Source organism: Kribbella sp. NPDC004875, assembly GCF_042873375.1.
In the GTDB taxonomy this organism is placed as follows: domain Bacteria; phylum Actinomycetota; class Actinomycetes; order Propionibacteriales; family Kribbellaceae; genus Kribbella.
Map to the genome: position 1 here is coordinate 147613 of NZ_JBIALI010000006.1, position 14521 is coordinate 162133.

Annotated in this window: 11 protein-coding genes; 2 read left to right on the plus strand and 9 right to left on the minus strand. The window is 68.7% G+C overall.

The annotated features are described in order from the left end of the window. The first annotated feature begins 179 nt into the window (after nucleotides 1-179). Both secA and ACFYRH_RS31215 read left to right on the plus strand, forming a co-directional pair. On the plus strand, nucleotides 180-3167 hold the full coding sequence (secA, locus tag ACFYRH_RS31210) for a preprotein translocase subunit SecA (RefSeq protein ID WP_387782817.1): 2988 nt from the start codon (nucleotides 180-182) through the stop codon (nucleotides 3165-3167). A 1136-nt stretch (nucleotides 3168-4303) separates the two neighbouring features. Further along, nucleotides 4304-5260, plus strand: a complete 957-nt coding sequence (locus ACFYRH_RS31215; protein WP_387782819.1) for an NAD(P)H-dependent flavin oxidoreductase — start codon at nucleotides 4304-4306, stop codon at nucleotides 5258-5260. Here the strand turns inward: ACFYRH_RS31215 and ACFYRH_RS31220 are convergent. The 9 genes from ACFYRH_RS31220 to ACFYRH_RS31260 all read right to left on the minus strand — a co-directional run bounded on the left by ACFYRH_RS31220 (nucleotide 5224) and on the right by ACFYRH_RS31260 (nucleotide 14454). Further along, nucleotides 5224-6519 (minus strand): alpha-glucosidase/alpha-galactosidase, encoded by a 1296-nt coding sequence (locus ACFYRH_RS31220; RefSeq protein WP_387782821.1) that lies wholly within the window; start codon nucleotides 6517-6519, stop codon nucleotides 5224-5226. The genes ACFYRH_RS31215 and ACFYRH_RS31220 overlap by 37 nt on opposite strands. Beyond that, a complete protein-coding gene (locus tag ACFYRH_RS31225) occupies nucleotides 6516-7442 on the minus strand; it encodes a carbohydrate kinase family protein (RefSeq protein ID WP_387782825.1) in 927 nt (308 codons plus the stop codon). The genes ACFYRH_RS31220 and ACFYRH_RS31225 overlap by 4 nt, the downstream gene beginning before the upstream one ends. A gap of 2 nt (nucleotides 7443-7444) precedes the next feature. Next, nucleotides 7445-8263 (minus strand): carbohydrate ABC transporter permease, encoded by an 819-nt coding sequence (locus ACFYRH_RS31230; RefSeq protein WP_387782827.1) that lies wholly within the window; start codon nucleotides 8261-8263, stop codon nucleotides 7445-7447. Then, entirely contained in the window at nucleotides 8260-9213 is a 954-nt protein-coding gene (locus ACFYRH_RS31235; RefSeq protein ID WP_387782829.1) for a carbohydrate ABC transporter permease, read from the minus strand. The genes ACFYRH_RS31230 and ACFYRH_RS31235 overlap by 4 nt, the downstream gene beginning before the upstream one ends. Next, nucleotides 9183-10481, minus strand: a complete 1299-nt coding sequence (locus ACFYRH_RS31240) for an ABC transporter substrate-binding protein (RefSeq protein WP_387782831.1) — start codon at nucleotides 10479-10481, stop codon at nucleotides 9183-9185. The genes ACFYRH_RS31235 and ACFYRH_RS31240 overlap by 31 nt, the downstream gene beginning before the upstream one ends. A 32-nt stretch (nucleotides 10482-10513) precedes the next feature. Beyond that, nucleotides 10514-11359, minus strand: coding sequence for an endo alpha-1,4 polygalactosaminidase (locus ACFYRH_RS31245; protein WP_387782833.1), 846 nt, complete (start codon nucleotides 11357-11359; stop codon nucleotides 10514-10516). 250 nt (nucleotides 11360-11609) lie between these two features. After that, nucleotides 11610-12644: an aminoglycoside phosphotransferase gene (locus tag ACFYRH_RS31250; RefSeq protein ID WP_387782835.1), complete on the minus strand. Its 1035-nt coding sequence runs from the start codon at nucleotides 12642-12644 to the stop codon at nucleotides 11610-11612. A 30-nt stretch (nucleotides 12645-12674) separates the two neighbouring features. Then, entirely contained in the window at nucleotides 12675-13382 is a 708-nt protein-coding gene (locus ACFYRH_RS31255) for a helix-turn-helix domain-containing protein (protein WP_387782837.1), read from the minus strand. Between the two features lie 64 nt (nucleotides 13383-13446). Next, nucleotides 13447-14454, minus strand: a complete 1008-nt coding sequence (locus ACFYRH_RS31260; protein WP_387782839.1) for a hypothetical protein — start codon at nucleotides 14452-14454, stop codon at nucleotides 13447-13449. Nucleotides 14455-14521: the final 67 nt, after the last annotated feature.

Sequence of the window (14521 nt, forward strand, 5' to 3'; positions counted from 1 at the left end):
CACCGGGAACTTTCCGGGCGCCTCGCGCGTGGGTCGGTTAGGGCCCGAGGCACGCTGCGGGCGTGGCTTGGCACACTCGGCCCCGTACGATGGGGGACGCACGCCTTCCCCCGGGGTCGGCCGTGCCATGCGGCGTCGCCCGCTTCCAGGCTTCAGCAGCAAGGAGAGAACTCCCCACCATGAAGGTTGTCGACAAGGTCCTGCGGATCGGCGAGGGCAAGATCCTCCGCCAGCTCCAGGGCATCGCCAAGATGGTCAACTCCATCGAGGACGACTTCACAGCGATGTCCGACGAGGAGCTGCGCGGCCAGACCGCGGAGTTCAAGCAGCGGCACGAGAACGGGGAGTCGCTCGACGCGCTGCTGCCGGAAGCGTTCGCGGTGGTCCGGGAGGCCGCCCAGCGGACCCTGCACCAGCGGCACTACGACGTCCAGATCATGGGTGGCGCGGCGCTGCACCTCGGCAACATCGCCGAGATGAAGACCGGTGAGGGCAAGACGCTGGTCGGCACACTGCCGACGTACCTGAACGCGCTGTCCGGCAAGGGCGTGCACGTCGTCACGGTGAACGACTACCTGGCGAAGTACCAGGCCGAGTGGATGGGCCGGGTGTACCACTTCCTCGGCCTCGACTACGGCGTGATCCTGCCCGAGATGTCGCCGGCCGAGCGCCGGATCGCCTACGCCAAGGACATCACCTACGGCACCAACAACGAGTTCGGCTTCGACTACCTGCGCGACAACATGGCGGGCAGCATCGAGGACTGCGTCCAGCGCGAGCACAACTACGCGATCGTGGACGAGGTGGACTCGATCCTGGTCGACGAGGCCCGGACCCCGCTGATCATCTCCGGCCCGGCCGAGGACTCCCAGCGCTGGTACGTCGAGATGGCCCGGATCGCGAACGCGCTGAAGGCCTGGACGCTGGCCGACGAGGCGGAGCTGAAGCGGAAGAACCCGCGCGTCACCGACCTGGAGATCGACGAGACCAAGCGCCGGGTCGCCGACTACGACGTCGACGAGAAGAAGCGCACGGTCGCGATCCTCGAGCGCGGTATCGAGAAGGTCGAGGACCGGCTCGGCATCGACAACCTGTACGAGTCGGCCAACACCCCGCTGATCAGCTACCTGAACAACGCGCTGAAGGCCAAGGACCTGTTCCACCGGGACAAGGACTACGTCGTGGTCGGCGGCCCGGGTCAGGAAGAGGTCCTGATCGTCGACGAGCACACCGGCCGGACGCTGCACGGCCGTCGCTACAACGAGGGACTCCACCAGGCGATCGAGGCCAAGGAAGGCGTCGAGATCAAGGAGGAGTACCAGACCCTCGCGACGATCACGCTGCAGAACTACTTCCGGCTCTACACCAAGCTGGCCGGCATGACCGGTACGGCGATGACCGAGGCGAACGAGTTCTCCAAGGTCTACAAGCTCGGCGTGGTGCCGATCCCGACGAACAAGCCGATGATCCGGGTCGAGGAGCGGGACCTGATCTACCGCACCGAGGACGCCAAGTTCGACGCGGTGGTCAAGGACATCGTCGAGGTGCACGCCACCGGGCAGCCGATCCTGGTCGGCACGACGTCGGTCGAGAAGTCCGAGCGGCTCTCCCGGCAGCTGCTCAAGGAGAACATCAAGCACGAGGTGCTGAACGCGAAGCAGCACGAGCGCGAGGCGGCGATCGTCGCCGAGGCCGGCCGCAAGGGCGCGGTCACGGTGGCCACCAACATGGCCGGTCGTGGTACCGACATCATCCTCGGCGGCAACCCCGAGTTCCTCGCCGACAAGGAGCTCCGTGCCCGCGGCATCGACCCGGCCGAGGACATCGAGCAGTACGAGGCGGAGTACCCGGCGCTGCTGGAGCAGTTCGAGAAGCAGGTCAAGGAGGAGCAGGAGGAGGTCCGCGAACTCGGCGGCCTCTACGTCCTCGGCACCGAGCGGCACGAGTCCCGCCGGATCGACAACCAGCTGCGTGGTCGCGCCGGCCGCCAGGGCGACCCGGGCAAGTCCCGGTTCTATCTGTCGCTGGAGGACGACCTGATGCGGCTGTTCAAGCGCGAGATGGTCGACTGGGCGATGTCGCGGAACAATGACGACTCCCAGCCGCTGGAGAACAAGGTCGTCACCAAGGCGATCGCGTCCGCGCAGGGCCAGGTCGAGGCGCAGAACTTCGAGACCCGGAAGAACATCCTCAAGTACGACGACGTGATGAACCGTCAGCGCCACGTGGTGTACGACGAGCGTCGCCGCGTGCTCGAGGGCGCCGACCTGCGCGACCAGGTGCAGGACATGCTCGAGGAGACCGTCACCGGGTACGTGCAGGGCGCGACCGCGGACGGCTTCGCCGAGGACTGGGACCTGGACGCGCTGTTCGCCGCGATGAAGCTGCTGTACCAGACCGAGCTCACCGAAGAGGAACTGATCGAGGAGGCCGGCGGCGAGAAGGCCGGTCTGACCCAGGACTTCCTGGTCGAGCGGTTCCTCGAGGACGCGCACGCGGCGTACGAGCGCCGTGAGGAGCTGCTCGGTGAGGAGGCGATGCGCGAGCTGGAGCGCCGCGTCGTACTCAGCGTGCTGGACCGGAAGTGGCGCGAGCACCTCTACGAGATGGACTACCTGCGCGAGGGCATCGGCCTGCGCGCGATGGCGCAGCGCGACCCGCTGGTCGAGTACCAGCGCGAGGGCTACGACATGTTCGCCTCGATGATGGAGTCGATCAAGGAAGAGTCGATCAACTTCATCTTCAACGTGGAGGTCGACATCGAGGCGATGCGCGCCGAGATGGAGCTCGCCTCCGAGGCCGCGCTGGCCGACGAGGACAGCCTCGAAGGTCGCCGGATCCAGGACATCCTCACCCCGGGTGCCCCGGTCGCGGAGTTCGCCGGCCGGTCCGAGGACAGCGAGGAGGAGCGCCCGCAGGACACCCCGCGGCCTCGCGACACGCCGCGCCTGCGCGCCAAGGGCCTGAGCAACGAGAGCCGTCCGCAGCGGCTGACGTACTCGGCGCCGACGATCGACGGTGACGACGAGGTGGCCACCCACCAGGAGGGCGCCGAAGGCGGCCAGCTGGAGTACGCCGGTACACCGCGCAACGCGGCCTGCCCCTGTGGCTCCGGCAAGAAGTACAAGCGCTGCCACGGCGACCCGCAGTCGGACGTCTACAAGTAACCCAAACCCCCGAACGGCCGGCCCCGGACCCCCGAGGCCGGCCGTTCCTCGTTCCCCCGGCTGAGGCACATGCCAGCACTTGGGTCTGTGCACACTCGGCGGCGCCTGTGGACAGGCAATTGCCTGTGCGCAGTCGCCGGTGGGGGCACGGGCCCGGGCGTGGTGCGGCGGCGCGGGCTGGCGTGCGGTGCGGCGTACGTGGGCGCTTGGTGGTGTGCACACCAGGTGGGGACCGTGGATAGGTAATTGCCTGTGCACAGTCCCCGGTGGGGGCACAGGCCCGGGCGTGGTGTGGCGGCGCGGGCTGGCGCGCGGTGCGGCGTACGTGGGCACTTGGGGGTGTGCACACCAGGTGGGGACCGTGGATAGGTAATTGCCTGTGCACAGTCCCCGGTGGGGGTGCGAGGCCCCGAAGATGGTGCGACACCGCGCGCTGCGATTGGCATTGCGCGGCGGGCGGCGTACCCGAGCTGTCGGGTTGCTCGGCACCGCATCGCGTGGTTCCGCGCATCATGAACGGCGCCCGTTCCGTGGCGCGCCTGTTGCGGTACGCCGGCGCTCGGGGGTGTGAACATCCGGCGGGGGCTGTGCAGAGGCAATTACCTCCGCGCAGTTCCCACCGAATGTGCACAGTCCCGGCAGGTAACCGAGGACCGGGTGTGGCGCGGGGCCGGTTGGTGGCCCTGGCGCGTTGCGTTGGCGTGCCCGGTCGGCGGTCGGCAGACGGCAGACGGAGGTCGGCGATGGCGGCGTGGGCCGGCGCTCGGGGTGTGAACACCCGGCGGCGACCGCGGATAGGCAATTGCCTGTGCGTGGTCTCCGGTGGGGGTCTACAGACCCGGTTGTGGTGTGGTGCCGCGGAGGGTGCGGCGTTGGGCGGGGTTGGTGTGTGGCGCGGGGTTGGGGTGGCGGGGGTGCGCTGGCAGTCGGGGGTTTGCGCGCTCGGCGGGGGCTGTGGACAGGCAATTGCTTGTGCTCAGGCACCGGTGGGGGTTCACAGCCTCCGGGCGTGGTGCAGGGGCACGCGAGGGAGGCGGGCGGGTACGTCCGGGGGACTTCGTGGGGGCGCAGGGGTGGCGCAGGGGTGGTGGAGGGTTGGGGTTGGTTTGGGGGTGGGGGTGTGGTGGGCTGTGGGTATGTGGCTGAGTGAGCGGTTCGGGATGACGGTGCCGGTGGTCGGGGCTCCGATGGCCAATGTCAGTGGAGGGAGGCTGACCGCGGCGATCTCGGCCGGGGGTGGGCTGGGGATGCTGGGTGCGGGGTCGGCGGTGAGTGCCGACTGGATTCGTACCGAGGGCGCGATCGCGGCCGCGGGCGGGAAGCCGTACGGGATCGGGCTGATGGCCTGGTCGGTCGGGGAGCATCCGGAACACCTGGAAGCGATCCTCGAGCTGAAGCCGGCGCTCGTCTCGCTGAGCTTCGGCGACTACAAGCCGTACGTCGCGCCGCTGCAGGAGGCGGGCATCGTCGTCGCGACGCAGGCCGGGACGGTGGCGGACGCGCGTGAGGCTGTGGATGCCGGCGTGGACGCGATCGTCGCCCGCGGTGCCGAAGCGGGCGGGCACGGCCGGAACGCGGTCGCGACACTGCCGTTGCTGCAGGCAATTCTGGACCTCACCGATCTGCCCGTGCTCGCCGGTGGCGGGATCTCGGGGCCGCGCGGGCTGGCGGCAGTTCTCGCGGCGGGCGCAGCAGGCGGCTGGATCGGTACGGCGTTCCTCACCTGCGTGGAGGCGTTGACGAAGGAACCGGTGCGGCAGCGGATCATTGAGGCCGACGAGACCGACACCGTCTACGGCACGGTGTTCGACGCCGCGTCGCGCGCCGGGTGGCCGGACGAGTTCGGTGGTCGCGCGTTGCGGAACGCGTACTTCGACAACTGGGAAGGCCGCGAGCAGGAACTCGCAACCGACGACGCCGGGCACGCGGATTATGCCGATGGCTCGGCGGCCGGTGACCCGGCCCGCGCGTCGATCTACGCGGGCCAGGGCGTCGGAGCGCTGACGGGCGAGCGGACCGCGGCCGAGGTGCTGTCCGAGTTCGCGACGTACCGGAGCTATCTGAGCGCTGCCCTCAACGACGGGTCCAAGTAGTTGCGGTGAGCAATCACCAGGTCGTTGCACAGCTCCCAGATCTGCTCGACCGGGAGCGCGGCCGCGGTCGCAGGATCGACCATCACGGCCTGCCGCAGGGCCCGCGGGTCCTCGTCGATGGCGGCCTGGACGGCGAGTTCGGCGACGTTCAGGTACGAGCGGTTCAGCGCTGCGCATTGTGCGGGGAGGGCGCCGATCGCTGTGGGTCGCACGCCCGAAGCGTCAACCAGGCAAGGCACTTCGACGACCGCGCCGGACTGCAGGTTGCTGATCAGACCGTTGTTCGGCACGTTGCCGTAGACCGTTCGCGGAGTGCCGGTGACGATGCTGTGGATGATCTGCGGGGCGTACTCCATCGTTGGTTCGACCATCATGGGCTCGCCGGACTTCAGCGCGCTACGGGTTCGCTCGTACGACGCGAGGTTGTCCGCGACGATCTCGAGGTACGCGCCGATCGGTAACCGGAGCCGCTCGACCTCGCTCGGGTGGTGGAGGTACCACGGCACGTACTCCGACGAATGCTCGCTCGTCTCGGTCGGGTAGAAGCCGAGCCTGCGGTACATGTCCACGCGGACCCGCCGCAGCAGCTCCGGGTCCGCCGCGATCGCCGCGTCCAACCGGTCGTACAGGTTCTCGCCCGCGCGCTCGAACCGCAGTACCCAGGACTGGTGGTTGACGCCGGCGGCCAGATACGTGACGTCGTCGTACGGTACGCCGACCAACTCGGACAGGCCCTGCATCGTCCAGTAGACCGAGTGGCAGAGGCCAACGACGTTCCGGACGCCGAGGGCCTTCAGGTACCAGATGTTCATCACCATCGGGTTCGTGTAGTTGAGCAACCACGCCTCCGGGCAGACGTCGGCGATGTCCAGCGCGAGACCGCGCAGCACCGGGAATGTGCGGAGGGCGCGGAACACCCCGCCGACGCCGAGCGTGTCGCCGATCGTCTGCCGGATCCCGTAGCGGGCGGGGATCTCGAAGTCCAGGCGGGTGGCGGCGTTCATCCCGACCTGGACGATGTTGATCACGAAGTCGGCGTCCGCGAGCGCGGCGCGCCGGTCGAGGTCGGCGGTGATCCGCGGGGTGGACCGGTGTTCGCGGGCGATGTACGCCGCGGCGGCCGCGGCGGTGTCGAGGCGTTCGGGATCGATGTCGTGCAGCGCGATGTGCAGCGGCCCGAGGTCGAGGCCGAAGAGGTCGGCGAGCAGACCTTGCGTGAAGACCACGCTGCCCGCGCCGATGAAGGCGATCTTGGTCATGGCGTCACGCTCTCTGTCACTTGATCCCAGTCGGGTTGGGCCGCCGTACCGCCGGCGGCGCGGGTGGACAGCGAACCGCAGGCCGCGGCGATGGCCAGGGCACGCTCGGTGCGGGACCCGTCGAGTACGGCGGCCACCCAGCCGGCGTCGAAACTGTCGCCCGCTCCGACGGCGTCGACCGTGTCGACCTTCAGCGCCGGTGTCGTGAAGACCTTGGACCCGTTGTGGGCGAGGGCGCCGTCCGACCCGTTCTTCACCACGACCAAGGGGCCGCGGCGGGCGAGGATGCCGGCGGCTTCTTCGACCGACGGGTGACCGGTCAGCGCGAGGGCTTCGGCGGCGTTGGGGAGGAAGTAGTCCGTGACCCGCAGGATCGGGTCGAGGATCGTACGGTCCCAGCGGGCCGTGGGGTCGTCGTTCGGATCCAGCGAGGTGGTGGCCTTGGCTCGCTTTGCCTCCTTGAAGAGGCCTGCCAGTCCGGCCGCCAGCGACGGTAGGAGGTAGAACGACGCGGCATGCACATGGCGCACCGACCGGAGCAGGTCTCTCGGTACGTCGTCGGCAGAGATGGCCGCGAGGCAGCCGGGAGAGGTCAGGATCGCGCGGTCGTCGCCCGAGGTGAGGATGGTGGTGAGCGGGGTCGGCAGTGCGTCGTCGACGACGAGTGCGTCGACGTTCACGCCGCGGTCGGCCAGCGACGTTCGGACGAAGTCGCCGGCCGCGTCGTCACCCACCCGGCCCGCGAAGGTGACGCGCAGACCGAGACGCGCGGCGCCGCAGGCCATGATCGATGCCGAGCCGCCGAGCACGAGGGAACCGCTGGGAACGAGGCGTTCGGCCTGGCCGAACAGGATCGGCTGGTCGACGGGCCCGACGACCACGTCGGGGTTCGCATCGCCGATCACCAGGAGGTCGTAGGTCATTCTCAGCCTTTGAGTCCGGTGGAGGCCAGGGAGCGGATGAACGCCTTCTGGGCCAGGAGGAACCCCAGCAGGACCGGCAACACGGTGATGACGTTTCCGGCCATCACGGCGGACCACTGGGTGTGGTGCTGCCCTTGGAACGTGGTCAGTCCGAGCTGAAGGGTGTAGGTGGAGTCGGTGTTGATCGCGATCAGCGGCCAGGTCAGGTCGTTCCAGGTCGCGAGGAACGTCAGTACGGCGACGGTGCTCAGCGCCGGCCGCGCGAGCGGCAGCACGATCGACACGAGGATCCGCAACCGGCCGCACCCGTCGATCCAGGCGGCCTCCTCGAGCTCTCGCGGCAGGGAGACGAAGAACTGCCGGAACAGGAAAACGGACAGGGGCGTCACCAGGGACGGAACGATCAGGGCGCCGAGGGTGTCGATCAGCCCGAGCTGCTTCATCACCAGGAACGTCGGAATCATCGTCAGCTGGAACGGGATCACCATCGTCGCCAGCATCAGCCCGAGCACGAGCTTCGAGCCGGCGAACCGGATCCGCGCGAACGCGTACCCGCCGAGCGACCCGAGCACCAGGTTCGCGGTCACGGAAACCGCGGAAACGATGAAGGAATTCAGGAACCACCGCGGAAACAGGGCGTTCCCGAGCACGTACCGGTACCCGTCCAGCTTGATCCCGTGCGGAACCAGGGCCGGCGGAAAACGGTTGATTTCCGCGTTGCTCATCACGGAGCTGACCAGCAGCCAGACCAACGGCAACGCGAACAGCAGGGCCAGCGGCGCAAGCACGAAGTGCCAAGGACTGAACGGAAAACGCTTCATCGAGCCACCTTCCGCCGGTAGATCTGCAAGGCCACGCCGATGACCAGCAACGCGACCGCAAGCGTGTACGCCGCCGCCGCGCTGTACCCGGCGGTGAAGGTCTTGAATGCCTTCTCCCAGATGAAGTACACGATCACTGTCGTCGACCCGAGCGGCCCGCCCTTCGTGGTCACGAAGACCAGGTCGAACACCTGCAACGCATTGATCGTCTGGAAGAGCAGCAGGAAGATCGTCACCGGTGTCAGCGCGGGCAGTGTGACGTGCCGTAGTACGCCCCACCGGCCGGCGCCGTCGATCCGGGCTGCTTCGACGAGTTCGCTCGAAACGCCTTGCAGGCCGGCCAGATAGACGATCACGCAGAAACCCGTTCCGCTCCACAACGAGATCGCCACGAGCAGGTACAGCGCCTGACCGGGATCGCTGAAGAACCCCTGCGCGGGCAGGCCGAGCTTGTGCAGCACCGAGTTCGCGACACCGAATTCCGGATCGAGAACGAACGAGAACAGCACGCCCTGCGCCGCCGCCGACACCACGAACGGCACGAAGACCAGCGTCCGGTACAGCCCGATGAATGCGATCTTGCGGTCCAGGGCGATCGCGATCCCCAGCCCGGCGACCACGCTCAACGGCACGTAGAGGACCGTGTAGATCAGCGTGTGCGAGACCGCCGATCCGAAAGCCGGATCCTTCAGCAACGCTCGGTAGTTCGCCAGCCCGACCCACTCGCTCGGCGACACCAGATCATTGACCTGGAACGACAACAGCAACGACCACAGCACCGGTACGACGCTCAGCCCGAGGATGATCACCACCGACGGGCTGACGAACGCCCACCCGGTCGCGCCCTCGCTTCGCGCCCGCCGCTTCGCCGCTGCCCGGCTCCGCGGGTCGACGGTGAACGTGCCGACCACGCTGGCCATCAGCTCGGCACCGCCAGTACCTGGTTGCACTGGTCGACAGCCTGCTGTATCGCGTCCTTCGGGCTCTGCTTCCCCAGCAGTACGGCGGCGATCGCCTCACCGACATGCTGCGAGATCTGCGGGTACGCCGGAATCGTCGGCCGCACCTTCGCGGTGTCGAGTGCCTTCACGAACACGTCCAGACCGTTGGTCGCGCCGGAGTGCTGTTTCCACGCCGGCAGGTCCGCGGTCGCCTTGGTGATCGGCAGGCTGCCGCCCTTGATGTCCCACTGCAGATCCTGCTGCGGCTCGGCCAGCCAGCGTACGAACTCGGTGGCCGCCTGCACCTTCGCCTTGCCGTTGTCGAAGACCGTCCAGGTGTCCGGACCAGAGATCGTCACCGGTTTCCCGGAGTACGACGGGAGCGGCGCGACGCCGTACTCGACACCGTTTTCCTTGAGTTCCGGGAGTTGCCAGGGTCCGGTCGCGACCATGCCCATCCGGCCGCCGAGGAAGACCTGGTACAGCTGTTCGCTGCCCGGTTTCGGGTCGACGTACAGGGACTTGTCGGTGCGGAGCTTGTCGAGCGTTCCGAGGGCCTGCTCGCCGACGGAATCGAAGCCAACCTTCTTTCCGTCCCCGCTCACCACGTCGCCGCCGAGGTCCCAGATCATCGGCCAGATCCGCCAGACCGTGTCCTCGTCGCCCACGCCCGGCCAGCCGGTGCCGAAGACGCCCTTGGCCGGGTTGGTCAATTGCTTGGCGGCGGCAACGAAATCGTCCCAGGTCCAGCCGGCCTTCGGCGCGGGAACGCCGGCCGCGGCGAACAGTTTCTTGTTGTAGACCACGCAGAGCGAGTCGAGCAGGGCCGGTGCGGCGCGGACCTTGCCCTTCACGCTGACGGCGTCCTTCGCGGCCGGCCAGTAGTCGTCGATCGCGAGCGCGCCGGTCAGGTCGGCGACCTTGGGGCTCTTGGTCAGGCTGGCGAGGTCCGACCCGAAGATGTACGCGATGTCCGGGTAGGACCCCGCTGCCAGACCCGCCGTGACCTTCTGCAGCATGCTGTCCGCGGTCACGCCGCCACCGCCGCCGACCACCTTGATCTGCGGATGACTCTTGTTGAACGCGGTGATCAGGCTGTCGATCGCGGCCTTGCCGAGGTCGACCTGGCCGTGCCAGAGGTCGAGCGTGACCACGCCGTCGGCGTCGGCCCCCTCGTCGTCGTTCTTGCCGCAGGCACCGAGTGCGCCGACGGCCGCCGTGGCGGCCGCGGCCCGCAGGATGTCACGGCGGGACAGGGTTCGAGCATGCTGGGACATGGCGGTCTCCAGAGAGGACGCAGGAAAGGGTTTCAGCAGGTCTTGCGGACGTATCCGGAATCACCCGGGGTCGAGACGTCCACGTCGCGCTGCACGATCGAGAGCGTTCCGCCGTACTGCGAACACGCTTTCCGGCGGCCGTTGTCGGTGTACTCGATCACGATCACGTTGTTGCCAAAGGCATTGACGTAGTCGGCGCATTCGTCGTACTGACCGCATTCCTCGGCGACGGCGAAGTCCAGGCCGACGGTCTTCCGGGCACCGGCCAGTTCGACGGTGTTCTTCTGGCCGATGGCCAGGTTCTTGCTGTGCGCATGGGCGGCCAGCAGCGTCAGGTACGCCTTGGCCTGCGCGGCGGTGAGCAGGTTCTTCGAGCGGGTGTAGCTGTCGTAGTTGTCCGGCTCGATCGCCTGGTATCCCTTGGCCGCGCAACCATCGATCCAGCCGTTGACCTTGGCGGCGATCCGGTTCCGCTGGTCCGCCGTACGGAGGTCGAGCAGTGGCTCGCCCCAGTCCTCGTCGATGACGAGGTTGCCGCCTGCGTCGCGGAGCAGCAGGTCGGAATCCCACTGGCCTTGTTCGCCGGGCTGCACCTGGAAGGCGTTGACGTAGCAGATGTTGTAGAGCCCGGCCGCCGGGGCGGCGGTGCGGTCGCGGGTCACCACCTGGACGCCGGCGGGCGGTGCGTAGGCGCCGCCGATCTGGTAGTCGAACGTTGCGTGCGCCGGCGGTACCGTGACGGCCGCGTCGGCCGGATTGCGGGTGCGGACGGCGACTGCCGCGGTCACGGCGAGCGCGGCGGCCAGGCCGGCTCCGAGGAGGCGGCGAGTCAGCCTATGGGTGAGCGGGCGGTGGGTGAGTTGGTGCGACTTGGACACGATTTGCTCCATCGGTCCCGGGGACGCGACCCCGCCTCGGGCCTCACCTGAGCCCTGGCGCCTGAAAACCGGGCTCCGGACCGCGTGGTGCTGGCCTGGTCCGCTACCGGCTGGGTGCGTCACTGCCGGTCCAGTCAAGCGCTGCCGCGCGGCGCCGTCAAGCAAAACCTGCAAACGAGTGCGTGGATCCGGTTGCAGAGAGCGGTACTGCGCAGTACTCGCCTCCGGGGATCGGGTGGCCTGGGTGGGTTCACCGTCGGGCTCGGGTGATCGCCTCCGCGCACCAGTCGGCGACGAAGGCGAGGGCCTGGCCGCGCTGGTGGAACAGGTGCCGGCTGTCGGTCTCCTGGTGGTAGGCGCTGTGCGACTCGTCGGACGCCCGCCCGAGTAGGCCGGGCAACAGCCAGGCGTACTTGACGCCGGAGGCCATCACGGCGAGTCGCACCTCGTCCGGGTCGCCGTGCCAGCCGGCCTCGTGGAGGCCGTCGAGGTAGTTGGTGATGCAGGTCTCGGCGAGCTCGGGCATCCGTTCGGCCGGCCAGAACAGGTCGAACACCGCGTCCGGGATGTAGTTGCCGATGTCCTCGCCAAGGGCGCCGTCGCCGAAGAACGACCAGTCGAACAGAGCCAGCTCGCCGGTCGGACGCTGGATCACGTTCGAAACCCAGAAGTCCAGGTGGCAGTGGGCGCGGGGGAGAGTCGCGACCAGGTCGAGCAGCGCATCCCGATGCACCAGGAGCCGCGTCCACGCCTCGCGTAATCCGGTCGGCCAGGTCTCACGGATCAGCGGCTGCTGCCAGGCGCTGTCGTCGGTCATCAGCTGCCACGGGACATCGCGCGTGGTCGAGTAGTCGCGGAGGAAACCTCTCGAGGTCCACGGGCGGTCGTCGATCGGCCGCGCCTGCCAGCGACCACAGGCCCGCGCGAGTGCGGCGTGTTCCGCCAGGCTGAACTGGGTGCCGGGCGTGCCGCTGATGTCTTCCATCAGGAGCAGCGCGCCGTCCGGCCACTCGTCGAGCTGCGCCGCGGGGAGAACGAGGCCGGCGTCGGCGAGGCGGCCGCGGAGCTCGTCGTCGCGGTACACGTCGAGCTCGCGACGCCAGTAGTTCCAGTGCCGCGGGTCGGTGGAGGCTGCCCACGGGCCGGCGGACTCGGTCGGCCGGCGAAGCTCCTTGCGAACTGCGGTCCGGCCGTCCGCGTACGTGACCCGCTCGACGGTCGCTGTCACCGCGTTCAGCGGGTTGTGCCGCAGCGTCGCCGTACCGACTTCCGGGTGCCCGGTCATGAGCAGCAATGCTGACACGCGCCGGGCTTCTCAGCCCAGCAGGATTTTCGGTGGCAGGCCGGTGAGGGCTTTCACGTCGCGGGTGAAGTGCGCCTGGTCGGCGTATCCGGTGAGTACGGCGACGTCGGCGAGCGACAGGCCGGTGCGGGCGTGGTCGAGGGCGACATTCATCCAGAGGACGCGGTCCAGCATCTTCGGGCCGTACCCGAACGCTTCCAGGCAGCGGCGGTGCAGTTGCCGCTCGCTGAGTCCGACCGTCCCGGCCAGGCGGGAGACTCCCGACGTACCGCGGAGGAGGCCGCCGCGGACGCTGCGTAGGACGTGCGGGATCAGCCGGTCGAGCGGTTCCTCGACCAGTTTGGCGACCTCGAGGTCGAGCGCGGCCGCCGAGTCCGGGGCCGATCGGATCCGGTCGAGCAGGCGTCTGCTCCGGTTCGGCGACCAGAGAGCGGCCAGGGGGACCCGTTGGTTCAGCAGTTCGCGGGCCGGTACGCCGAGGAATGCCGGCGCCGCTCCGGGAGCGAACCGAATCCCGGCGTACCGCGTGCCGCGCGGGGCGGTGCCCGTCCAGGCGTGACTGTCGGGACCGGCGACGATCAGGTCGTCGTCCATCAGCAACAGGTCCATGCAGCCGTCGGGGAGGATCCGGTACTCCCCGCCTTCGGCCTCGCGCGTCCACAGGTCGGCGCCGGCGATGCGCGCGGGACGCTCCCGGTACGGCTCGACAGCTGCGGTCACACAGCCAGTCTGCTACGTCCCACCGACACTTTCAGTGGACATTCAGGTGGAAAGGAGCGATCGGCTACTGGTCAGGCGTCGTCCACAGCGAGTCCGCCCACATCGTCATCCGGAGGTAGCTCGGCACCTCCGGCGCGCCGTACGGCGTTCCGTAGTTGACCTGGAGTTCCACTCGCCAGCCCCCGACGTACGCCGTGTGCGACTGGCCGTCCTGATGGTCGGTGACCCATTTCCGCACCGCGTCCGTCCCGTTGCCCTGGACGATGCCGAAACTGGTGCCGATCAGGTTGCTGAACGCCTCGGTGTTCGCTGCCTTGGTGGCGTCCTTCGACGTGTCGGCGACCGAGACGAGCAGGTACGTGATGCCGCCGGCGCCGAGGCTCGTCGTACGCACGGTCAGCTTGCCCTTGCCGCCGCGGAAGTCCCGCGAACAGTCCTCGTCGTCGGCGCCGCAGCTGAAACCCTGCTGTTTCAGAGCTTCGGCCGCGGTCGCTTCGGACGTGGTGGCCTCGATCGCCGGGATCATCAGCGGTTCGGCGCCGGTCTTGGCCGCGACGAGCGTCGTACCGCTCGCGCCATCACGGACCTTGTACTTGCCCCAGGCGCCGTCGACCGTGGTCTCGCGAGTGCTGCCGATGCCGGCGAGCGCGTCGTTCACCCTGCTCCGGTCGTCGGTGAAGACGGCCCCGCCGGTCGCGTCGATCAACGGCTTCGCCGCCGGGACGTTGAGCTTCTCGTCCCGGGCGACGGACTTGGCGTTGATGCCGATGACCGTGCCGTCCGACTGGTACTGGAACACGACCTCGTTCGCCGTCAGGCCCTGGTCGGCCCAGCTGAAGCAGCCGGCCAACCCGCCCTGCGCGACGGTGAAGCGGACGGAGCACTCCATGCCCTTGGCGGTGAGCGTCTCGGTGAGGTCCTTCGCCTGGCCGGTCGTCTCACCGCCGACGGCCGCCTGGTTCGGCCGGCCCACCGGCGCCGAACTCGTGTCGGAGCGGTGGCCGACGAACAGGAAGACAGCGATCAGCACGAGCACCACCAGACCGGCCACGCCGGCACCGACCGCGATCAACAGCGTGTTGCTCCGGCGGGGCGGGGGACCTTGGGGCGGACCACCGTACGGATACTGTTGTTGCCCT